The following is a 21,801-nucleotide window of genomic DNA, read 5'->3' as shown; positions in this document are numbered from 1 at the left end:
GTACTTTTGCGCCTGAAAATGGCGGACTTCTTTTGTCTGTACCGAACATAGATATAATAATAACGAAACAATATGGAAATTGCAAGTAAGTACAACCCCGCAGAAGTAGAGGGTAAGTGGTATCAGTATTGGTTGGATAACGGCTTTTTCAAGTCGAAACCAGACGGCCGTGAGCCGTATACGATCGTCATTCCGCCCCCAAACGTCACTGGCGTGCTTCATATGGGACACATGCTTAACAATACCATCCAGGATATTCTGATCCGCCGTGCCCGTATGCAGGGGAAGAACGCTTGCTGGGTACCGGGAACGGATCACGCTTCTATTGCAACCGAAGCAAAAGTCGTGAATCGCCTTGCACAGCAGGGGATTAAGAAGACAGACTTGACACGTGAAGACTTTCTTAAACATGCTTGGGAATGGAAGGAAGAGCACGGAGGTATCATCCTTAAACAGTTGCGTAAGTTGGGAGCGTCTTGTGACTGGGACCGTACGGCTTTCACGATGGACGAATTGCGTTCCGAAAGCGTGATCAAGGTTTTTGTCGATCTCTATGAGAAAGGACTGATCTATCGCGGTGTCCGTATGGTGAACTGGGATCCGAAAGCATTGACCGCCCTGTCCGATGAAGAAGTTATATATAAGGAAGAACATAGCAAACTGTATTACCTTCGTTATAAGGTGGAAGGTGATCCGGAAGGGCGTTATGCGGTTGTTGCGACAACCCGTCCCGAAACGATCATGGGGGATACGGCCATGTGCATCAATCCGAACGATCCGAAGAACACTTGGTTGAAAGGGAAGAAAGTGATTGTTCCGCTGGTAAACCGCGTGATCCCTGTGATTGAGGATGATTATGTGGATATCGAGTTCGGTACCGGTTGCCTGAAAGTGACTCCGGCACACGATGTGAACGACTATATGTTGGGCGAAAAATATAATTTGCCCTCTATCGATATATTCAATGATAACGGTACGATCAGCGAAGCCGGTGGTTTGTATGTCGGCATGGACCGTTTCGACGTTCGTAAGCAGATCGAAAAAGACTTGGAAGCAGCCGGCCTGATGGAAAAGGTGGAAGCTTATGAAAATAAAGTCGGTTTCTCCGAACGTACCAATGTGCCTATCGAACCGAAGCTGTCTATGCAGTGGTTCTTGAAGATGGAGCACCTCGCACAGATCGCCTTGGAACCGGTGATGAAGGATGACATTAAATTCTATCCTCCTAAGTTTAAGAATACCTATCGCCATTGGATGGAAAACATCAAGGACTGGTGTATCAGCCGTCAGTTATGGTGGGGACACCGTATTCCGGCTTATTTCCTGCCCGAAGGCGGTTATGTCGTAGCCGAAACGGCAGAGAAAGCTTTGGAAATGGCCAAGGAAAAGACCGGCAACGCTTCTCTGACGATGACCGATCTGCGTCAGGATGAGGATGTGTTGGATACCTGGTTCTCTTCCTGGTTATGGCCGATCTCTTTGTTTAATGGTATCAACGATCCGGATAATGAGGAAATCAACTATTACTATCCGACGAGCGATCTGGTGACCGGTCCGGATATCATCTTCTTCTGGGTAGCCCGGATGATTATGGCCGGTTATGAATATCGAGGCAAGATGCCGTTCAAGAATGTATATTTCACTGGTATCGTGCGTGACAAACTGGGCCGTAAGATGTCAAAGTCATTAGGAAACTCTCCTGATCCACTGCAACTTATCGAACAATACGGCGCAGACGGTGTACGTATGGGATTGATGATGGCAGCACCTGCCGGAAACGATATTCCTTTCGATGATGCGTTGTGCGAACAGGGACGTAACTTTAACAATAAGATATGGAATGCCTTTCGTCTGATCAAAGGATGGACGGTCGATTCAACTATCGAACAGCCCGAGGCGGCAGCCACTGCTGTCAAATGGTTTAAGATGCAGTTGGACAAGACGATCGCCGAAATGGACGATCTGTTCGGTAAATACCGCTTGAGCGAAGCGATGATGGCTGTTTACAAACTCTTCTGGGATGAGTTCTCTTCCTGGTATCTGGAGATGGTTAAACCGGCTTACGGGCAACCTGTTGATAAGTCAACTTATTTATCAACACTTGGCTTCTTCGATGCTCTGCTTCGCCTGCTTCATCCGTTTATGCCTTTTATTACAGAGGAGTTGTGGCAAGCGTTGGAACCGCGTAAGGAAGGCGAGAGTCTGATGGTCGCATTGATACCGGAGGTTGCTCCTGTTGATAACTTATATCTGGAAGACTTCGAAATAGCAAAAGAAATTGTGGGTGGAGTGCGTACGATACGTCTCCAGAAAAATATACCGAATAAGGAAGCATTGGAATTGCAGGTACTGGGTGAACACAACGATCACTTCAACGCCGTAATCGCTAAGATGTGTAACCTGTCGTCCATCATCCGTACAGAAGAAAAAGCAGCCGGTTCTGTTTCCTTCTTGGTGCGTACGACGGAATATGCTGTCCCATTGGGTAATATGATCAACGTGGAAGAGGAGTTGGCTAAGCTTCAGGACGAGTTGAAATACCAGCAAGGCTTCCTGACTTCTGTCATGAAAAAGTTAAGTAACGAAAGTTTTGTAAGCAAAGCTCCGGCCAAAGTCATTGAAATGGAACGTAAGAAACAGGCCGATGCAGAAAGTAAAATCAAGTCTATCGAGGAAAGCATTGCAGCTTTGAAGAAATAAAGAACTCGATTGGAATATCATAAAAGCCGTTGTCCCGTAAATATACGGATGCAACGGCTTTTTTTTCTTTTAAATGTTATCGTACACACTAAAAAAAGATTATATTTGCCGACAATAGTGTAATCATATTTAAATTAATATCATGGAGAAATCAAGAAGATCTTTTTTTAAGAAAGGGCTGGCAGGAGCTATTCTGCTGGGGACGGCAAGCGTGGCTAAGGCCGGATTGCCCGATCCAGTGAAGCCTAAGGCTGCTAAGGCCGTAAATCCTTTTCATTTGGGTATGGCTGGGTACACATTTGTAAACTTTGACTTGGAAACTACGTTAAAAACTTTGCAGCGTTTGGATATTCATTATCTTTGTATCAAGGATTTCCACTTGCCGTTCAAAAGTACGGACGAAGAGATCAAGGCGTTTCATGAAAAATGCGCTTCGTATGGTGTGACTGGATATGCTGTCGGTCCTATCTATATGAAGAGCGAGGCTGAAATCGATCGTGGTTTTGAATATGCGAAGCGAGTAGGTGTGAAAACGATTGTCGGCGTACCAAATTACGAACTTTTGCCTTATGTAGACAAAAAAGTGAAAGAGTACGACTTCAATTATGCGATCCATTTGCACGGACCCGATATCAAGACTTATCCGGATGCAACGGATGTTTGGGAACATACGAAAGATCTGGATCCGCGTATTGGTATGTGTTTGGATGTTGGTCACGACCTGCGTAATGGTTGCGATCCTGTTGCCGACTTGAAGAAATATCATACCCGCGTGTTCGATATGCACATTAAGGATGTGACGGATTCTTCAAAAGCCGGACGCGGTATCGAGATCGGTCGCGGAAAGATCGACTTCCCCGCGTTGATTCGTATGATGCGCGAAGTGAACTATACCGGAATGTGTAGTCTGGAGTTCGAAAAGGACATGAAAGATCCTTTCCTCGGTATCGCAGAGTCTATCGGCTATTTCAAGGCCGTTAGTGATATGGCATGATAAGAATTATGATTTATGATTTGTGATTTATGACTTATGAAGCACAAGTTGTGAAGCATAATTCATAAATTATAAATCATAAATGTAAAGATGAGAACAACGTTGTATCTGTTAGTGGCCTGCCTGTTTTCGGCGTGCAGCACCATTGAATATATCGGAATAGAAACTTATAACCCGGCCGAGATTACTTTCCCGAAGAAGGTCGACAAGGTTTTGATTGTTAATAACGCCGTTCCCCAGCCTGATGATGTCGGTTATACCTATAATTTATATGGAACTGTGCAGGACACGGCCCGCGCCCATGCGGATAGTGCTTTGTATGATGCCTGCCATTCTTTAGGCAAATCGATTGTGGATGTTTCTTTCTTCAATGATGTCCTTCTCTATCATGATGGCACCCGTCAGGATACAAAATATTTGGTGGATGAAAAGTTGACGCCCGAAGCGGTGAAAGAATTGTGCCGGGAGACAGGGACGGACGCTGTTATTTCGTTCGACCGCCTGCTGTTCCGGATGGAAAAAAATGTTGTTGCTTTTGCCGAAGGTTTTGTTGTGGGAGGAGTCGATGTCGAGATTACGGGAGTCGTCCGCGGTTATCTTCCCGGACGCGACAATCCGTTGGCCACCGTCTATGTGCAGGATAGTGTTTTCTGGTCTGAAAGCGCGGACAATATGGAGCAATTGAAACTTTATCTGCCGTCGCCGGATGAAGCTTTACGGGCTGCTGGACAGTATATAGGTACGAAGATTACTCCGAACTTTGTACCTCATTGGGATAATGAAAGCCGATGGTTCTACAAAGGTGAGGGGGCGCGTTGGAAAGAAGCGACTGCCTATGCCTTGTCCGACAAATGGGAAGAAGCGGCTTTGCGTTGGAAGCATGTGTATGAAAATTCTTCGCGTTGGAAAGAACGGGCAAAAGCTGCATCGAACTTGGCTTTGTACTATGAAATGAAGACTCAGTTGAAGGAAGCCTACAACTGGGCTGCTAAATCTTACGAGATTTTTAATAGTAAAAAGGGAGAAGACTATAATTATACGAAAATGCAACGGCTGTATGTAGAGGCTCTTGGCAAGCGTATCCGTTCAGATCAAAAACTAAATAAGCAATTTGGAGAATAATAATCTTATATTCTCTGAATTATTATTACTTTTGGCAGACGTTTCGAATAAAGAATAAATAATAAGATATGAGTGCTAATAATGCAAAGGTTCAAGCTGTCATAGAAGCTACTTTCAATTCGGCCATCAATAAACTTGCGGCAAACGAAGCTGGCAACTGTTACAGCGATTTATACGTACAGGTGGATGCTGAAAGTGGAGAGTTGCTTATTTATGATGAAGAGGATGCGCTGGTTGAGAAGACTATCATTTTCGATTGGGTGAATACGACATGTGATGACGATCAGTTCACTCAGCAGGTTGCTGCAACTTTGAAAGCCGTGCTTGCCGTTTTGGTTACAAAAAAAGTTTTTGAAAACCCTTGTTTTTTGAAACCGTTCTCGGTAAGCCTGACAGATGAGGATTTCTCTGTTATTGAGGAACTTCTGTTCTTGGACGATGAAAATCTTCGTTTGGATGATCCTCTTTTAAAAGATTTAGATGCAGATTTAGATGATTTTTTAGCGAAACTTCTTTCAGATGTCAAATAGACTTCTTATATTTGCGCCCGCATTCAGGAAGTAAATGTCGCCGAAATAGCTCAGTTGGTAGAGCAACGCATTCGTAATGCGTAGGTCGCCGGTTCAAGTCCGGCTTTCGGCTCACAATATCAAGCAGTTATCTTTTTCGATGACTGCTTTTTTTATGGCTTTTTCTGTGGTTTTCGTGGTTTGTTTAAACCAGCGTTTAAACCATGAGTACAACAGTCAATGTCGTATGTTACAAATCTAAAGTCTTGAAAAACAATGAATCACCTTTGATGATTCGTGTTTGTAAGGATCGAAAAATGAAATATCAAAGTCTTGGTATTTCCATATTGCCTAAATATTGGGATTTTAAAGTCAACAAACCAACTTCTAAATGTCCAAATAAGGAGTACTTAGAAAGGTTAATAGCGGAGAAAGTAAAAGTCTATACAGATAAGGTTATAGAGTTTAAATCACAGGAAAAAGAATTTACTGCAACTTCTTTAATGGAGAAGGTGAACAAACCAGTAAAGCGTAAAACTGTACAAGAGGTCTTTAACCTGTATATTCAAGAACTTGAATCTGCAAATCGTTTACGTTATGCGGATATGTATAAATGTACTATGTACTCTCTTATAAAGTTCAACAAGCATTTGGATATTCCTTTTTCTGATATAGACACTATCTGGCTAAAACGTTATGAGGTGTGGTTGCAAAGTCAAGGATTGGCTATAAACACATTGGGAACACGCTTTAGGCATTTACGGGTGATTTATAATCTTGCGATAGAGGAGAAGATCGTTAAATCAGAATATTATCCTTTTTATTCGTTTAAAGTCTCTAAATTAAGCCAAACTACAGCCAAACGTTCAATTCTGAAAGGTGAGATTCTATCAATACTAAATTATCAAGGGCAATCGCCTTTGGAATGTTTAGCTATAGACTTGTTTACTTTTTCATATTTGGCAGCAGGCATTAACTTTGGGGACATTGCTCGTCTGACAAAAGATAATATCTTGGAAAATAGATTAATCTATATCAGAAAGAAAACTCAAAAGCAGATAAAGGTTTCATTGCAGGAACAGGCTATTAAATTGATTCAGAAATACTCAATGCCTGATAATCCCTATTTATTCCCTATTCTATCCAATTTTCATAAGACGGAACAACAGAAAGTAAATAGGATTCATAAGATTATAGCGAAAGTGAATAAGTCTTTGAAAGAAATAGGAGAAAGGTTGAGTATTCCTATTGACTTGACAACATATAAGGCAAGACACAATAAAAATTATATCTTTCTAAATATGAGATGATTAACATAGAAACAAAACAGGCTTGTTAACGGTTTAGAAACCAGCGAACTTCTATAATCTGCCTCATTTTGCATCAAGCGAAAGAACGTACTTACCTTTTGCAAAGGTACAAAACTGCATCTATCTTTGCAAGGTTTCCTGCAATTTTTATTTCTCCGCAATTTTATCCTCCATCATTTTTCCTGTTCTGAAAACGGCTTCCGGCTTGATGTGCGCAAGCCCATTCCAGAAGCGGCACAAGCAAAGAAAAGCCCACGACGACCACAATGTCACCAGTGACACTGCCATCGTCGCGGACACTTCTTTTATGTGCTTGTGCTGAACGGCGTGGACAGTCTTGTCATTTTCCTTTTTCGTTTCCGTTGTCAGCCGGAAATGCCGCCGGATGCAGGACACGGCAAGCGTGAATCTGTTCCTGCGACTATTCCCGGCTGTCATGTGTTGCCTGTCTTCCAACCGTCTTGCCCTGCCGTTGCCAATCGGAGCAATGGCAGGCAAGACCATTTTCAGACAGATGCCGCCGGAGGAACACCCGCGACCGCAAGCCATGCCCGCATGACAATGACGGTCACGGGACTTCCGTCACGGCGGCAGGAAAGCGAGGCTTTCCCTTGTCAGTTGCGCCGCCCTTTCGATTTTCCTGTGGCGCGTTGCGCCATCTTACACACTTTACTCCTTTTCCTTTCCGCCTCTTCAAGTGTATGCCAATGTCCCCATGCCGCCATTCCAGACGGCATCAGTGGTCATTTTCGTTGCAGGGGCAAAGGTAAAGACGGGATTAGGAACACAAATTTTTTAGCCACAATCTCCACACTTCGCAGGCTCAGGTAGTATTCTGTCGAAAAAATTTGCTGAACCTACTCCCCTGACCTTTGCTTTTTTCCCCTGAAACGAAAACGACCGATGCGCGGTCGGAAGACGTCACAAGGAGACATCGGACATACGGAGAGGCGAAAAGAAAAAGGATTCGACCCGACCCTCCCCATCCGAGCAAGACAAGTAAGTAACAACAACTTAAAATTGGAAGATATAAGATTGACTTTGAACGACATCGGAAAGGCTTTGCGGATGGCATTGTCCGCAATGGCGAGAGCGGCATGGGGCATTACCCTTTGCGCAGGAGGTTTGGCGGTGGGCATCGCAGGGGAAATCCTGTTGGGTGTGTTTAACTTCATGTTCGGCATCCTCACCGCCCTGCTTTCAGTAGCGGCAGCTATCGGAATTTTTATCTGGTTATTAACCCTTTAATTCATACGGACATGGCGAAAAGACAAAGCAAGACGGCAGCGCAGCAATGCAGGTATTACGAGGTGGACAACATCTTCGAGTATATGGTAGAGGTGTACATCAACGGCAACTTTACTTCATTCAGAAAGTTGTACCGCGAGTTGAACAAGGAAACGAGAAAAGACTTCATCGCCTTTCTCATCTTGGAATGCCCGCCCCAATACCATATAGAGATTTTACAAGAAACCGTATAACCATCTTAAATTACAGACAATGGAAACTTTTGACTTTTACATGGATTGCAAGGTAACTTGCTGGGAACGTACCCGCTTCTCAATCAAGGCGAACAGCTATGAGGAAGCCAAAGCCATCATTCTTTCATGGAAAGATAAAGACGTGAACAGCCATATCGGTATGGACGAGAACGTCATCTATTGCGACTACGAACTGAACCCCGAAACGGCAGAAGGACTATCCCCAGTGGAAAACGAAAACAACCCTACGATGGAAATCTACGGACGGGATGACGAGTTGTTTTATCACAATATGTTGGACGAACAATAGAGCAAAGTTATGAACGGAAACGAGGAAATACGAAGTTTACAAGGTGGACGAACTTTCGGACAATGCGAAAGAAAACGCCTATTGGAATTGGCTGAAAGGCTTTGAATATGACGCATCCGACAACCGGGCAACGCTGAAAGCCTTTGAGGAGATTTTCAAGGTAAAGGTAAGCAGGTGGAATTATGATGCCCATACCTATAATTTCCAATTCACCTCACATTACAGCGGGGAAGAGGAAGAACTGTGCGGTGTGCGGTTGCTGAAATTCATCGTGAACAACTATTGGCACAGCCTTTTCAAGCCCAAGACCTATTGGCACAAAAAGGATTTCCACAAACAGCGCAGAAGTCGGATATCCGTAACCAATGATTGTGTGCTGACGGGTTATTGTGCGGACATGGACATACTGAAACCCATATACGACTTCCTGAAATCCCCCGACAAGCATACGAACTTGTATGACTTGATGAATGACTGCATCGACAGCTTTTTCCGCTTTTGCAGGGATGATGTGGAATATGCGAGCAACGAGGAAGCCTTTGAGCGTGATTGTGAAGCCAACGGATACGAGTTTTTATCCAACGGAGAAATTTTCAACTAACTAAAATACATACATATATGAACGGAACAGACCATTTCAAGCGGACCATCCAAGCCTATTTGGACAGCCGTGCGGCGGAGGACAAACTGTTTGCAGCAAGTTACAGCAAGCCGAACAAGAACATGGACGATTGCATCACCTATCTGTTGCATTGGGCGAAAAGCCAATGCAATGGAGGCAACGGCATAGGCGTTACCGCAGGAGAAGTATTGTCGCAAGCGGTACACTATTTTGACGAAAACGACATCGAAATCGGCAAACCCATTCCATGCCAAGTCATGGTATGCGGGGTTGAACTGACAGACGAGGAAAAGGCGGAAGCGAGGCAGAGAGCCATCCGCCAATACCAAGACGAGGAACTGCGCAAGTTGCAGAACCGGAACAGGGCAAAGGCGAGCCAAAAGACAAACGCACAACAAGTTGAACTTTCATTATTCTGAACCTATGAAACCCAAGACACCCATACAGAAAGAAATCGTCCGTCTGAGCGCGACCCTGCCCGGACTGACAGGCGCACAGAGAACCTACGCTTTCCGCCATTGTTTCAAGCATTATGGCAGGCGGACGGCAAAAGGCGTCATCACCTGCACGGAGTGCGGACACGCATGGAAGAGCGGGCACACCCTTGCCGACACGCTTTGCGGCTGCACCTGCCCTAACTGCGGCACGGCATTGGAAGTCGTGGTCACCCGAAAGAGGGTGTTCGTGGACAACGAGTATTTCTCCATCATCACCACCTGCAAAGGCTACCAAGTGATACGCTTCTTTTTCGTCAGAAGCCGTCAGAAAGTCGGGCAGAAGGCGGAGTATTCCATCTGCGAGGTGGCACAACGGTGGATTGCACCCGACGGAAAATCCGAGACAGTAGCAAGGTTGCGTGGCTTTTCATTTCTCTACTACGACTTGTGGAATGAGGACAGCCCGATGGAAATCCGCAGGAACAACCAGCACAGGGTATACGACATCGACCCAATTTGCACCTACCCACGCCGACGGATTATCCCCGAAATCAAGCGTAACGGATTTGACGGTAACCTGCACGGCATATTGCCTTACGACTTCTTCAAGGCAATCCTTTCGGACAACCGTATGGAAACATTGCTGAAGTCTGGCAACATCGAACACTTGCGCTATTTCCTCTCCCGTCCGAAGGAACTTGACAGATGTTGGAACTCGTACAAGATAGCCATGCGGAACAAATATGGCATAACCGACATCTCCTTGTGGTGCGACCTCGTATATCTTTTGGAGAGGTTGGGAAAAGACCTGCGCAACCCCCATTTCATATGCCCGACCGACTTCAAGGCGGCTCACGACCTATATATGGAGAAACGGCAAGCCCAATTGGAGCGTGAACGTGAGCAGCAGCGCAGGGAATGGGAAGCAGAGCGGTTGGAGCATGAACAGAAGCGTTTGGAAGAAATGGAGAAAGAGAAAGACGAGTATATCCAAAAGAAAGCCGCTTTCCTCAACCTTATACTGACTGACGGAGTAATCATCGTCAAGGTACTGCAAAGCGTGGACGAGTTCTACGAGGAAGGAAAAGCCATGCGCCACTGCGTCTATGCCAACGCCTACTACAACAAAGAAAACGCCCTGATACTTTCCGCACGGATAGACGGGCAGCGCATCGAAACGGTGGAGGTGGACTTGCGGACGCTGAAAGTGGTGCAGAGCCGTGGCGTATGCAATTCCAATACCGAATACCACGACCGCATCATCGCCCTTGTGGAAAGCAATGCCGAACAGATACGGCAGCGGATGAAGGCGGCATGATTGTATAACGACTTAATACTTAGCGATATGGAAGTAAGAATAGAAAACATGATTTTCGGGTGGCACGAAGAACTGCCCGAAATGTTCATCGAATTGTTGAACACGCTTGTGCTGACAAAGAACGAGCAGGATGTAAGGGGTGTAATGGAGGTGTTCGCACGAAAGGAACTTTTCAATGCCCTTTTCGCATTCGGGTATGGCGCACACCATCTGTGGGTGACGCAGAAAAAGGCATCCGACCCAGACCAATGTTTGGAGAACAGATTACTGATTGTCGAATTTTAATTGATAAGGCTATGACAACAAGAATGACCGTTAACGGAACAAGCACCTGCCAAGCGGCAGGAACGGAGAAATACGAGCGTTTCCAAACGAGTTCCGGCAGGAAAAGGCGCACTTTCGTGCAATACGACTACCGACATACGGACGGAGAACTTTTCTCCTGCGTGAAACCCACATTGGAAGAATGTAGAAGGTTGCGTGACGAATGGTTGAACCTTAAAAACAAGGAGGGCAGACGATGAGCGCAGGATATGATACGCTGATAGTGACGTTCAGCGACCCAATCAAGGTGTTGGACAATATGTTCGCCGATGCGGACGCATGGGGAACGGACAGCCTCAAAGGCTGGGTGGAGGACTACGAAAGTACGAGGTTTACGCAGATAAACGGGCATACGGCAGTCATCACTTCCGAATACAACATGTCCTGCGTAAAGGAATGGCTCACACGCTGTACGGCTATCGCCGACATGAAGGAATTTTGAGTGCGTGGCGGTGGGAACCACCGCCCACACTCCATTACCAACCATAAAAACGAGTGGAATGAAATACTATTTCATACTGACAGACGGCAAGGACGCATGGATGCAGTTCGTTTACCTGCCTACGGGAGACCATGTGCCTGGCTACATCCGTGACCTACGGAGCGTGGGAATATCCGTACACGGGTATGACCTTTGGAACAAGGACACACGTCCCATTGCCGAGCGCACGCTTGAACGTGTGCAGCAAAGGATGAAGCGGTAAAAATCGGGATGGCAAAAGCCACCCTCAAAACAAGAACACTTAAATTCAGAAAAGATGATAGCAAAGACGATTTTGGAACAGATGGGCGGACATAGGTTTGCCGCCATGACGGGAAGCAAGAATTTCATTGACTTGGGCATCGGGCTGCAAATGAGCCTTGCGAGGAACATGACTTCCGCCAACCGCCTGAAAGTGATATTGGACGAAGTGACCGACACTTACACAATGTGCTTCTATCGCCAGTCCGTTACCAAGAATTTCGGCATCAAGGTCAAGGAGATTGCCAAGTTCGAGGGGGTGTATTTTGATATGCTTCAATCTATCTTTACGCAGGTTACGGGACTTTACACCCGTTTCTGACCCTTTGGCGGATGGCAGGCTTGCCGCCCGCTACTTTTGACGGTGAGCAGAAGGCGGCACAAAAGTAGCAAAAAGCCCTCTTGCCCCCATCTTCGATAAATAAAAAAATCCGCAAAAATTGCGGATGAAGATATGTTGTATTCATTATTTTTGGTGGAGGGGAATGATATTCTCGTCATGTTGAACTACTACATTTCTGCCTCGTCTCCATACCCCTCAACACGTTGATTAGTTTCATCACTTTTGCGTAATTCTTCTTTGTTCTCATAAAAAATGTTTTTACCATAGTCATAATAATTTTAATGTTAGACACCAGTTTATAACAATTCTCTACTGCGTTTGTTATATACCAAACACATTGGAACTCCAAAGGCAAAAGAGGTTCAACTATATCAATGAACGAGAAAATCCACAGATTTCGATGATGATTAAACAAAAAGTGTGCCATTTCATACAACGACACACCTTTTGTCATAATGTCAGTTCTAATTACGGTTCATACAGCAGCAGGAACTCCATTTTGCGCCGCCGTTCTATCGAGCGGACGGGCTTGCCTTTCCAACAGCGGAAAGAAATGTATTCCTTGTAAATGTCACGGTCTCCGGCTTCCAGCTTGCGGACGAGCCTGCTTTTCGGATGTCCGCCGTGACCGAGCAATACCCCTTGTCCTACATTGAAACTCAATACAGTAAGGAGCAGCGCATCCTTGCCAAACCTACGGAACAGCTTGTAGCGCACCGCCAAATCCTTGCGGAGCAGGGCTTCCGCCTCTTCTTCCGTCATGTCGTAGGAGAGGTTTTCGTTTGGCAACCTGCGATGTCCGTAGCCGTAGTAAGGGTAATCGGAACGGTCGTGCATTCCTTCGTATTTTTTAATCAGTTCAATGGCTATGCCTGCTTTCGGATGGCCATTGAATTGAGCCAGCAGTTCCGCCATACCGTCCGTGCCTTGTGCCGGCAGGCTGCCGCAAAGGACAGCTGCCAGCAGCAGAAACAATGCTTTGCGCATTATCGGTTGGTATTCAAGGTATCCGGCACGGCGATGCCTTCCTCCGTTTCCGCGTCCGAGTCGTTGTTGAACGCCACTTCCCACTCGCAGGCATTGCCGAAGTTGTCCTCCACTGTAACGGTCAGGCTTTGCGACTCGTCGCACTCCGAGGTGTAGTACAGGCGGAACTTTTCGTTCTCCACCAGGTAGCGGTCGTTGGGCTGCAACACCAAGCCGTTATCCAGCTTCAACGTGCCTTCCCCGTCGTATTGGAAATAGCGGATGGTATAGACAGCCCCGTCAAACTCGCCCTCGCGCACCAGTTCACAGCGGATTTCCGCCGTCTCGCCCTGCGCCAGTTCCTTCGGCACGGGCATGGTCTCCACCGTGAACGGGTAGGCTTGCGTCACGTCCAAACCGTCATCGCAGGCGGTGAAGCCGATGGGGAGCAGGCCCAGACAGAGGGTTGCCAATGATTTCATTCTATTTCTTTTCGCTTTCCGTGTATTGTTCAATTTGTTCATGTTCATATCTGTTACATTTTAAGTTTAATATTCTTGTTGTTTTTCTCGTTTTGTTTCAGGCGGCTTTGCAGGTACTCGTTCAAGTCCTTGCATCCGCCGTAGATGCCGGAGCAGTCCGATACCCTTTCCCCGTAGCGTGTGCGCAAGGCTTCCAATGTCCGCCGCCCGGCTTCGTCGTTGTCAAAGTAGCACAGCACCCTCCCGTAGCCGTTCAGATGCCGGTACGCCCTCGCCACGTTGGACACCGAATTGAGGACAAGGTGGTCCTCCCCGCCACCGATGCCCAATACACGGGCGGAGAGGTAGTCCATGAAGCCCTCGTACACGTTGCAGGCATCCGAGCCGACCGACAGCAGGGTGACATCCTTCGGCGGAACACAGCCCTTGAAGAACGGGTTGCGTATTTCGTAGCCGCCACCCTCGTTGCCGAAAGCCACGGCGAAATACCGCTTCCCGTGCGTGGTGTAGCGCATCTCCTTGCAGTTCGCGATGGCAATGGCGGACGGTATGCCCCTTTCTTGCAGGTAACGGAGCAACGCCCGGTTCTGCAAGGGTTGCACTTCCACATCCTCAAAGCTGTGCCCGGCGGATTGCCGCACTTCGGGATAATGTCGCGGCTCATAGTCCCGCAACGGCATGTCCGCCACCTCCGCCACATATCTCGCTTGCGTGAGGAAGTCGCCGCTTTGGATGAACTCCCCCGCAAGGGCGAAGATGTTGCCGCCCTTGCCCTCGCCAAAATCAAACCAGAGGTTCTTCTCCGGGTTTACCTTGAAGGAAGGCGTGTGTTCCTCCCGGTACGGCGACCTGTACCAGATGGCATTGACACGCCTTTGCACGGGATGATGCCCCAGCCGCGCAAGGAAGTCCTCCAGCGGATAGTGTTTCATCGCTTCTATGTCCATAGGCGCACATTCAGTTGATGATGAACTTGATACCTATCCCGTACTCCGTGTGGCACACGCCCATGCTGCCGCCCCACAGGAAGCGTTCACGCAGCGAAGCCGTCAATGCGATGAAATCCGCGAGGTACACCTCCATTTCCAGCGTGGCGGCGCAGCCATAGACAAAGGCGTCCCTGTTGTTCAGCCTCGCCCCGTCGTACAGCGTCTTCTCGCCCCAGTTCACCGTCTCGTACCCGGCAAGGGCCGATGCGCCAACGTAGAAGAACACCACCTTCTTCGCATCCGACAGGAAGTTGTAGTAGTAACCGCCCTCCGCCGTGAACTGTGCCGCAGGGATGCTTTTCGTCCGGTAGGAATGGCTGGTTTTCAGGTATTCCACCCCGTACACCCACTTGTCGCCGCCTTTGGCGTAACTTGACAGCATAGCACCCAGCACATAGCCGTCCGCCTCGTTCAGCCCGGCTTTCAACCCGATGCCCCGCATCTTCGGCAGGCACCGTTGGGCTTCCGCCCGTCCCATGCAAAGGACGGACAGAAGCATTGCAAGGAAAAGGACTCTCGCTTTCATCGCACACGCAGTTCGTTGATGGTTTCGGCCTGTACCAAGTCCTCGTTCTCCACGGTGAACGTCAGGTGACGCCCGCCGTCCTTCTCGTTCATCTCCACCACGAGCCGCTTGCCGTCGGGGATGGTGAACTTCGGCAGGCAGAACACCGTGCGTTCCGACTGCTTGCCTGCCACGCGCACGGCGTAGTTGTAGGCGCGGAGCGGGAACAGCACCTGCTCCTGCATGGCGGTGCGCTTCGCCACCTGTTTGTCCACAATCTTGAACGTGATGTAGTCCACGTCGAAAGGCACGTTGCTCTGGTTCCTGATTTCCGTGTGGAAATACAGCAGGTCGTTATGTACGTAAATACCTTTCAGGATGTACTGGATGCCGAAACGCTTGCAGCCGATGTGCTTCACCTTGCGCTTGTCCTCCTTGTGCAGCGACTTCATGATGAGGTGCACCAGCATCGGGCTTTCGCTGCCCAATTCCTTCAGGTAGATTTCCTGCGCATTGTTCGGACGGTTCACCGTGCTGCCGTCGTGGATAAAGTCCTTCATCTCCACGTTCAGGATAAGCGGCTCGTCGGAGTATTTCACATTAAATGTGTAAAATGACCCGTCTTCCGTGATGACGCTCATGTTCGTCTCGCTGCGGAAATTCTTTACCGTCGCCTTCACGCGGATGACGTTCTCCGCACCGTCCGCCTTGCCCGCAATCAGGTTGGGCGAACCCAAGTCCACGTAGCGCACCGCCGCCGGAAACAGGATGTGGACGGTCTTGTCATACGTGACCTCCAGACCGTGCGGCGGTATCATGCGGTCGAACATCAGCTTCTTCGTCAGGCCGTGGTACAGGTCGCCGTCCTCTTCTTCCTGCGGATAGACCTCTTTCGTCAGTTTCAGCCCGTCCTCCTTGGCGGTGGCGGTGCTGTCGTTCGTCACTCCCTGCGCATAGGTCGCACAGGCGATGCCCGTCAAAAGGGCAAACATCATCATTACTTTCTTGATACTCATTTTTACTTTGGATTTAGTGGTGATTAAAAATTGGTTTGTTGGTTGTTATTATTCCTTGTTTTGGTAGAGCAATACTTTGTACCCCGATTTCAGATGCACCTTGACCGTGCGCATCCTTTTCGAGATGTACTGCGATATGCCCTGTATCGCCCCTCGCCCCAAATCGGAGGCGAGCTGCGCCCCCGCGTCGGTGGAGATGTTGATGCTGCTGCCGAGCGAGCTTCCCATGTTGGCCCCGATTTCCTTCGCCGCGTCAATCTCCATCGAACCGGGGATGAAGATGCCCGCCTGCCCGTCGCTGTCGTACACCTCCAGTTCCACCGGGATGATGGTCCCCTGATGCTCCAACGAGGTAATGTTGATGCCGAGCCTTTCGCCCTGCAACCGTGCCACGCCAACGAGGGTCGTATTCCGTGGGATTATCCTGCCCGACACACGCATCGGCTTCAGCAGCCGGAGCTTCACCGTCTGCCCGTCCGTCAGCGTCTGGTCGCCCTGCACACAGGCGGCGATGGTGTTCTTCCCCGTCGTTTCCTCCGCACCGATGGCGGTGTGGAAGCCGTAGTTGCGTTCCCCCGAATAGTCCGCGATGAATGCCGAGTCCGTCATGGGCTGCGGCAGGGCGGACACCACCGTCCGCCTCACATCGCTTACGGGTTCAGCCTTCTTGGTCTTTTCACCTGTACTGACAGAACTTTCCGCTTCTTCGGGTTGCGCGGTTTGCCCGGCATTGTTGCCATTCTGGTACTTTGCCGCCAGCTCGTAGGACTTTTCCAGCAAGGCAACCTGTTCCTCCATCGTGGACGGCTTGCCCTCCTGCGCCACAAGCATGGCTTCCAGTTCGTCGATGCGCTTTCGGAGTTCCTCCTTTTCCGTGTCCTCCTTCGGCGGCTCGTAGAACGTGCCGAGTGAGGTGTTCAGCCGCTCATAGGCGGCTGCGGAAGTGCAGATACCTGCCTGTGTTTCATCCTCTGTTTCTTTTTCGGGCGTGTCCGTCCGTGTCAGACGGTAGTCATCCGATACGGTGTCGCTACCATCTTTTTCACCGTCGTTCCAAAAGGCGGACAGGTCGCCCACCATGCCACGGCGTTCCTTCTGCTTGTTTTCCAAATCCAGCTGCTCGTAGGCTTTCGCCTTGTCCCCGATAATTTTGGAGTCTTCGGGAAGGGGCATGTCCGTGTTAAATCCCTGTCCTTGCTCCGCTTTCTCCTTGTCCTCGGAGGAGGGAGCGAAGATGAGCCACATGCACCCGGCGAACAGCAGCACCATCAGCGGATAGACCAGCATCTTCTGCCTTTGCTGACGCTGTTGTTCGGTCAGCGGCTTCTTCTCTTTTGTTCTCGTTTCATTTTTCTGTTCTTTTGTTTCCATCATCAGTTCAATTAGCTTGTCAAAGTCTGATTTTTATTCCTTTATTCTCTTTGCTTACCTGATTCTGTAAGCGAATGGGCATTTTATGCGTACCCAAGGCAGTCGGATGGAGCTTCGGTTTGTTTTTATCCGGAAACAACCTCTGCTCCAAGTGTTCCAGTCCTATCCGGGACTGCTCCTTAATGATACGGTTATGATGCCCTATTGTACGTTTAGGGTACGTATCATCCCCCAAGTCACAACGGACTACGTAATCCAGCAACGCATCGCTTATCTTGCCGAATGATTCCGCCAACCCATACTTGACCAACAGAGGCTTCGGAATTTTTGTCTGCCCGTCCCATCCCTTTTGAGAGAGTCCGTGAAGCACCATCCGTTCCCGGTGCAGGGCTTTCCGGTAGTCATCCGGGAACTTGCCTTGCACTTTCTGCTCGTACAAATCGGAGGCACTGCGCATAATCCGTCCTTTTTCCTCCTGGATGGCCGCATCAATGGAGTCCGCCGACCAGTGATTGTCCGCACGCATTTCCTTGGCCCGTTCCCATTCGAGGTCTTCTATCTTTTGGTACATATCCATCAGACCATGCCTGATGGCGGTCAGGTCTCCCGGATATTCCCCATGCAGGGCAAGCCGCTTCAAGTAGTCGAGTTCCTCGTCCTTCATGCAATACCCTACCAGCTTATGGGCGGTAGCCACTTCTTCCGGATTGGGCAGAGGACATAGGGTATGGCTTTTACCCGTATGGGCACTGCAAAGCAGCGTGTACATGGCATTCAGTTTTTGGGGAAGTGTTTCATTCCCCATTTTCAATCCGGACAACAACCAGACCTGCTGTTTGCCCCAATCGGTTTGTTGCAGTACATCCATAACCTTGTGCCAGCCGCTGCGTTCCGTCTGGTCCAGATTCCGGAAGAAACGGTAATCCCAAAGTATTTTTGCCTGTTCCTCCGTAATTGCCGGACGATGCCCGTTCCTTACGATGGAATCGGCAATGGCATTGTAATCTAGGCGAAGCACCTGATGGCAGAACTTCAAGGTCGGTTTCCATCGGAATCCGGCATCCTGCAAGTTTTCCATCTTTTCCCATATCCAATCTGATAATTTCATTGTGGATTCAAATTTGAGTGATACACCTTATTATATATTTCCAACTTCTCGATGTGCCGTATCTTCAACGCCTTTTCACCCTTGCCGAAGCCGATAATGGCGGTGGCGGTCATATAGAGGCAGAGCGAAGCGAACACGGCAAACGCCGCAATGACTATTCTTAACCGCGCTTTTGGTGGCAGGGCGTCCAGCTTCCCGCGCAATTCCGTCTTGAAACGGGTGGTCCACTTTTCAATGAGATTTTTCATCTTTCCCATACGCATTATCGTTCTATCGTCCGGATGTCCCTGTTCTCCAATACCGTGAAGCCCTCGATGGTGAAGCCGTTGGGGTTGTCGTCCGAGCGGCTTGCGTTAAGCAGGCGGCAGGCGGTCACCAATGTGCGTTCCGTCACGTTGCTCTCGCGGATAATCATCTGCCTTGCGTATGTCCGCGCCTCGTAGGGATAGCGGTTGAAATTGCACACCACGCTGTCCACCTGAAGCACTTGGTTGATGTTCCCGGCGATGACGCGGTTGTAGAAGCCCTTTTCGGCGAAGTCGGCGTAGTAGTTGTACGCGCTCTTGTCCGCCAAGAGCAGGGCACGCTTCACGTTGTGCTCGATGGCGCTTTTCTCCGGCGAGAGGGTGAAAAACAGTTCGTGGAAGCGGCGCACGTGCTCCCTTGCTTCCGCCGGGCGGTTCTGCGACAGGTCCTGCGAGAGCGCGAGCATCAGGCTCTTGCCCCCGTCGAGGACGTATATCTTCTGCCGCTGCGCTTCGGCGAAGCGGAAGGCGCACACCACCGAGCAGACCACCACGAGGGCGCAGGCCACCGTATAAACGATGCCGAACAGACGTATCTGCCGGAAGCTCGTCTCGATGTTCTTGAGTGATTTGAATTCCATTTTTCTTTTTCGTTTTTATTGGTTTGTAATTGGAAGCCATCCCGCACCAGCCGCAGACCTGCATGACATCAGTTACGGACTCATGTACCATCAGTTCCGGACTGATGCAGGATGAGTTCCGGACTTATCTTCGGAACAGCTTTCCCGCCGTTCCCTTGATGAGCTTTCCCGCGCGACCCGCCACGTTCCCTGCGGCGGCTCCTGCCACGCTGCCGCCCAAAGCCCCGGCGGTGTTGATGTTCTTGTTGTAGTTGCCTATGCCGCCCCCGGCTTGGATGATCCATCCGGCTACCGTCGGGATGGTGAAGTAGCCTACGATGCCGATGATGAGGAACACGATGTACACCCCGTTGCTCGCCTCCACCGAAAAGTTCGGGTCGGTCTGCATCGCCTGTATATCGTTCTGCAACATCAGGATCTGTATCTTCGCCAGTATGGTGCTGAACAAATCCGATACGGGAAGCCACAGGTAAATCTGTATGTAGCGGCTGAACCACGCCGAGAGCGTCGAGTGGAAGCCGTCCCATACGGCAAAGGCGAAGGCTACCGGACCCAGGATGCTGAGCACCACGAGGAAGAACGTGCGGAGCGTGTCGATGATGAGCGTGGCTGCGGCGAACATCAGTTCCAGCAGTTCCCGGAACCAGTCGCGCACCGTCTTCTTGATGTTGTACGCCGCCCGGTCCATGTACATCCCCGTCATCGTCACCAAGTCCGAGGGCGACCAGCCCAGCTCGTCCAGCTGGCGGTCGAACTCTTCGTCGCTGGCGAGGTAGGCGGTTTCCGGGTTGCGCATCATCGCCTCGTATTCCAGCCTGTCCTTCTGTGCCCGGTACTCGTTCATGTCGAAGGTCTGTTCTTCAAGGATGCCGTGTACGCCTTGTACGATGGGGCTTAGCACGCTGTTCATCGTGCCCAGCACGACGGTCGGGAAGAACAGGATGCACAAGCCGAGCGCAAAGGGGCGGAGTAGCGGGTACACGTCTATCGCCTCGGCGCGGGCGAGCGACTGCCACACGCGCACCGCCACGTAGAACAGCGCGCCCAGCCCAGCAAGCCCTTTCGCCACGCCCGTCATGTCCGCGCACAGCGGCATCATCTCATCGTAGAGCGAAAGGAGTATCTGGTGAAGGTTGTCGAACTCTCCCATGGCCTACCAGTATTTTTCGTTGGGATTGCCGTACAGACCCATCACCCGGTCCATGTCGTTCTTCTTTCTCGCCCGGAGGTAGGACACCGAGATGGTCTTGTTCGTGTAGTAGCGCACGAGGTTGCGGTAGTTCATCAGGCTGCGGTAGGCGTTGTCGATGATAGCCAGCCGTTCCGCGTCCGTGAGCGACATCCCCGTCACGTTCACCACGTTCTTCAGGTCTTGCAGCACGTCCGAGCTCTCGTCTATCAGCATGGCGTAGCCTGACGATATGGCTGCAAGCTCTTCCGGCGTGTAGTTCTCATCAGAGAGCATCTTCTGGTAGTTGTCCACGTATATCTCGGAGATTTCCATCACCAGCCCGATGCTTTTCGACACTTTCACGCCGCCCTTCACCACGTCATGCACGGATTTCAGTGCGTCGTAATACTTCTTTCCCTGTTCAAACACTTTCTTGGTTTCCAAGAAGCCGTTGAGCGTGTTCGCCTTTGTGCCCGCCGTCTCCACCATCTCCTTGGCGGAGTTGATGATGCTCTGCGCGAGGTTGCCGGGGTCGGACACCACCCATTGGGCGTTTGCCGTGCCTGCACCCGTGAGGCACAGGCAGACCGCCACCAATGGCATTTTCAGTTTTTGTCTTGTTCTCATTCACGTTGGATTTAGTGGTCATTGTTTTTATTGTTCTTCTTTATTTTCTCCGCCAATGGCTTCATCCGTGTTCACCCGGATATAGTCGCCGTTAGGCGAAAAAGACAGGACGTCCGTTTCCTCGTTGTACACCACGTCGATGCGGAAGCCCGTGTTCATGTAGAGGTTGCCGTCCGCTTCCTTTTGCAGCAGGTAGGTCTCCGGCTTCAGCTTCCGGCGGACGCCCGCCCTGCGGAACAGCGTCACCTTGTAGAGCGTGCCCTCCTTGTACACCAGTATGTCGGGCTTTCCCTCCACACTTTCCCAGTTGCCGCAAATCTTCTCGCGGATGTCTTCGTTTTCTTTCATTACCGTCTCGCAGGCTTGCAGCATCAGCGACGCCAAGCCTATCATGCCGCCGCACAGCAGCAGCCGTTGTGTCTTTGTCAGTTCAATGTTCATTTTCTGTTTCAATTTTTAAGGATGAAT

General features: G+C 49.6%; 29 protein-coding genes and 1 tRNA gene. 18 read left to right on the top strand and 12 right to left on the bottom strand.

Going from position 1 to position 21,801, the window contains the following annotated elements:
• The first annotated feature begins 72 nt into the window (after nt 1–72).
• The 18 genes from NQ564_RS11675 (at nt 73) to NQ564_RS11590 (ending at nt 12,191) form a co-directional block, all read left to right on the top strand.
• Nucleotides 73–2,700, top strand: a complete 2,628-nt coding sequence (locus NQ564_RS11675; protein ID WP_008151385.1) for a valine--tRNA ligase — start codon at nt 73–75, stop codon at nt 2,698–2,700.
• A gap of 142 nt (nt 2,701–2,842) precedes the next feature.
• Nucleotides 2,843–3,694 (top strand): sugar phosphate isomerase/epimerase family protein, encoded by an 852-nt coding sequence (locus NQ564_RS11670; protein WP_008151383.1) that lies wholly within the window; start codon nt 2,843–2,845, stop codon nt 3,692–3,694.
• Between the two features lie 90 nt (nt 3,695–3,784).
• Nucleotides 3,785–4,816, top strand: coding sequence for a DUF6340 family protein (locus tag NQ564_RS11665; protein WP_008151381.1), 1,032 nt, complete (start codon nt 3,785–3,787; stop codon nt 4,814–4,816).
• A 68-nt stretch (nt 4,817–4,884) separates the two neighbouring features.
• Complete coding sequence (locus NQ564_RS11660) at nt 4,885–5,346, top strand: hypothetical protein (protein WP_008151379.1); 462 nt, start codon at nt 4,885–4,887, stop codon at nt 5,344–5,346.
• Between the two features lie 39 nt (nt 5,347–5,385).
• Nucleotides 5,386–5,458, top strand: a tRNA-Thr gene (locus NQ564_RS11655).
• A 91-nt stretch (nt 5,459–5,549) separates the two neighbouring features.
• Nucleotides 5,550–6,635 (top strand): site-specific integrase, encoded by a 1,086-nt coding sequence (locus NQ564_RS11650; RefSeq protein WP_039848299.1) that lies wholly within the window; start codon nt 5,550–5,552, stop codon nt 6,633–6,635.
• A 309-nt stretch (nt 6,636–6,944) separates the two neighbouring features.
• Complete coding sequence (locus tag NQ564_RS11645) at nt 6,945–7,466, top strand: hypothetical protein (RefSeq protein ID WP_227963148.1); 522 nt, start codon at nt 6,945–6,947, stop codon at nt 7,464–7,466.
• 72 nt (nt 7,467–7,538) lie between these two features.
• Nucleotides 7,539–7,883, top strand: coding sequence for a hypothetical protein (locus NQ564_RS11640; protein WP_008151371.1), 345 nt, complete (start codon nt 7,539–7,541; stop codon nt 7,881–7,883).
• 11 nt (nt 7,884–7,894) lie between these two features.
• The gene (locus NQ564_RS11635; protein WP_008151369.1) at nt 7,895–8,116 is read left to right on the top strand and encodes a hypothetical protein; all 222 of its coding nucleotides are present in this window, start codon (nt 7,895–7,897) and stop codon (nt 8,114–8,116) included.
• Nucleotides 8,117–8,135: 19 nt separating this feature from the next.
• Nucleotides 8,136–8,426, top strand: a complete 291-nt coding sequence (locus NQ564_RS11630; RefSeq protein WP_008151368.1) for a hypothetical protein — start codon at nt 8,136–8,138, stop codon at nt 8,424–8,426.
• Nucleotides 8,427–8,469: 43 nt separating this feature from the next.
• Nucleotides 8,470–9,027 (top strand): hypothetical protein, encoded by a 558-nt coding sequence (locus NQ564_RS11625; protein WP_008151366.1) that lies wholly within the window; start codon nt 8,470–8,472, stop codon nt 9,025–9,027.
• A 17-nt stretch (nt 9,028–9,044) separates the two neighbouring features.
• Nucleotides 9,045–9,467 (top strand): PcfK-like family protein, encoded by a 423-nt coding sequence (locus tag NQ564_RS11620; RefSeq protein WP_008151364.1) that lies wholly within the window; start codon nt 9,045–9,047, stop codon nt 9,465–9,467.
• Nucleotides 9,468–9,471: 4 nt separating this feature from the next.
• Entirely contained in the window at nt 9,472–10,803 is a 1,332-nt protein-coding gene (locus NQ564_RS11615; protein ID WP_008151363.1) for a PcfJ domain-containing protein, read from the top strand.
• Between the two features lie 27 nt (nt 10,804–10,830).
• The gene (locus NQ564_RS11610; protein WP_039848297.1) at nt 10,831–11,088 is read left to right on the top strand and encodes a hypothetical protein; all 258 of its coding nucleotides are present in this window, start codon (nt 10,831–10,833) and stop codon (nt 11,086–11,088) included.
• Nucleotides 11,089–11,099: 11 nt separating this feature from the next.
• Nucleotides 11,100–11,327 carry a DUF3873 domain-containing protein gene (locus NQ564_RS11605; RefSeq protein WP_039848296.1) on the top strand — a complete coding sequence of 76 codons (228 nt, stop codon included), beginning with the start codon at nt 11,100–11,102 and terminating at the stop codon, nt 11,325–11,327.
• Nucleotides 11,324–11,569, top strand: a complete 246-nt coding sequence (locus tag NQ564_RS11600) for a DUF6956 domain-containing protein (protein ID WP_008151358.1) — start codon at nt 11,324–11,326, stop codon at nt 11,567–11,569. The genes NQ564_RS11605 and NQ564_RS11600 overlap by 4 nt, the downstream gene beginning before the upstream one ends.
• A 58-nt stretch (nt 11,570–11,627) precedes the next feature.
• Nucleotides 11,628–11,831, top strand: coding sequence for a hypothetical protein (locus NQ564_RS11595; RefSeq protein ID WP_008151356.1), 204 nt, complete (start codon nt 11,628–11,630; stop codon nt 11,829–11,831).
• A gap of 54 nt (nt 11,832–11,885) precedes the next feature.
• Complete coding sequence (locus NQ564_RS11590; RefSeq protein ID WP_008151353.1) at nt 11,886–12,191, top strand: hypothetical protein; 306 nt, start codon at nt 11,886–11,888, stop codon at nt 12,189–12,191.
• Nucleotides 12,192–12,680: 489 nt separating this feature from the next.
• Here the strand turns inward: NQ564_RS11590 and NQ564_RS11585 are convergent, their stop codons facing one another.
• The 12 genes from NQ564_RS11585 to NQ564_RS11530 form a co-directional block, all read right to left on the bottom strand.
• The gene (locus NQ564_RS11585) at nt 12,681–13,199 is read right to left on the bottom strand and encodes a lysozyme (protein WP_008151349.1); all 519 of its coding nucleotides are present in this window, start codon (nt 13,197–13,199) and stop codon (nt 12,681–12,683) included.
• Nucleotides 13,199–13,708, bottom strand: a complete 510-nt coding sequence (locus tag NQ564_RS11580) for a DUF3872 domain-containing protein (RefSeq protein ID WP_008151346.1) — start codon at nt 13,706–13,708, stop codon at nt 13,199–13,201. The genes NQ564_RS11585 and NQ564_RS11580 overlap by 1 nt, the downstream gene beginning before the upstream one ends.
• Before the next feature lie 5 nt (nt 13,709–13,713).
• Nucleotides 13,714–14,607 carry a toprim domain-containing protein gene (locus NQ564_RS11575; protein WP_008151344.1) on the bottom strand — a complete coding sequence of 298 codons (894 nt, stop codon included), beginning with the start codon at nt 14,605–14,607 and terminating at the stop codon, nt 13,714–13,716.
• 10 nt (nt 14,608–14,617) lie between these two features.
• Entirely contained in the window at nt 14,618–15,175 is a 558-nt protein-coding gene (locus NQ564_RS11570) for a conjugal transfer protein TraO (protein WP_008151342.1), read from the bottom strand.
• A complete protein-coding gene (traN, locus tag NQ564_RS11565) occupies nt 15,172–16,164 on the bottom strand; it encodes a conjugative transposon protein TraN (RefSeq protein WP_039848311.1) in 993 nt (330 codons plus the stop codon). The genes NQ564_RS11570 and traN overlap by 4 nt, the downstream gene beginning before the upstream one ends.
• A gap of 54 nt (nt 16,165–16,218) precedes the next feature.
• Nucleotides 16,219–17,541: a conjugative transposon protein TraM gene (gene traM / locus NQ564_RS11560; protein WP_227963260.1), complete on the bottom strand. Its 1,323-nt coding sequence runs from the start codon at nt 17,539–17,541 to the stop codon at nt 16,219–16,221.
• 19 nt (nt 17,542–17,560) lie between these two features.
• Nucleotides 17,561–18,649 carry a hypothetical protein gene (locus NQ564_RS11555; RefSeq protein ID WP_008151338.1) on the bottom strand — a complete coding sequence of 363 codons (1,089 nt, stop codon included), beginning with the start codon at nt 18,647–18,649 and terminating at the stop codon, nt 17,561–17,563.
• Nucleotides 18,646–18,912 (bottom strand): TraL conjugative transposon family protein, encoded by a 267-nt coding sequence (locus NQ564_RS11550; RefSeq protein ID WP_008151335.1) that lies wholly within the window; start codon nt 18,910–18,912, stop codon nt 18,646–18,648. The genes NQ564_RS11555 and NQ564_RS11550 overlap by 4 nt, the downstream gene beginning before the upstream one ends.
• Entirely contained in the window at nt 18,912–19,535 is a 624-nt protein-coding gene (gene traK / locus NQ564_RS11545) for a conjugative transposon protein TraK (protein ID WP_008151333.1), read from the bottom strand. Before traK ends, NQ564_RS11550 begins: the two co-directional genes overlap by 1 nt.
• 124 nt (nt 19,536–19,659) lie before the next feature.
• A complete protein-coding gene (traJ, locus tag NQ564_RS11540; protein WP_008151330.1) occupies nt 19,660–20,685 on the bottom strand; it encodes a conjugative transposon protein TraJ in 1,026 nt (341 codons plus the stop codon).
• A gap of 3 nt (nt 20,686–20,688) precedes the next feature.
• The gene (locus NQ564_RS11535) at nt 20,689–21,333 is read right to left on the bottom strand and encodes a DUF4141 domain-containing protein (RefSeq protein ID WP_008151327.1); all 645 of its coding nucleotides are present in this window, start codon (nt 21,331–21,333) and stop codon (nt 20,689–20,691) included.
• Nucleotides 21,334–21,360: 27 nt separating this feature from the next.
• Nucleotides 21,361–21,774, bottom strand: a complete 414-nt coding sequence (locus NQ564_RS11530; RefSeq protein WP_008151325.1) for a DUF3876 domain-containing protein — start codon at nt 21,772–21,774, stop codon at nt 21,361–21,363.
• Between the last annotated feature and the right edge of the window lie 27 nt (nt 21,775–21,801).

The sequence above is a fragment of the Parabacteroides johnsonii DSM 18315 genome (genome assembly GCF_025151045.1).
Lineage (GTDB): Bacteria > Bacteroidota > Bacteroidia > Bacteroidales > Tannerellaceae > Parabacteroides > Parabacteroides johnsonii.
The sequence above is the reverse complement of the archived record's forward strand: the minus strand, read 5'-3'. Positions and strand labels throughout refer to the sequence as shown.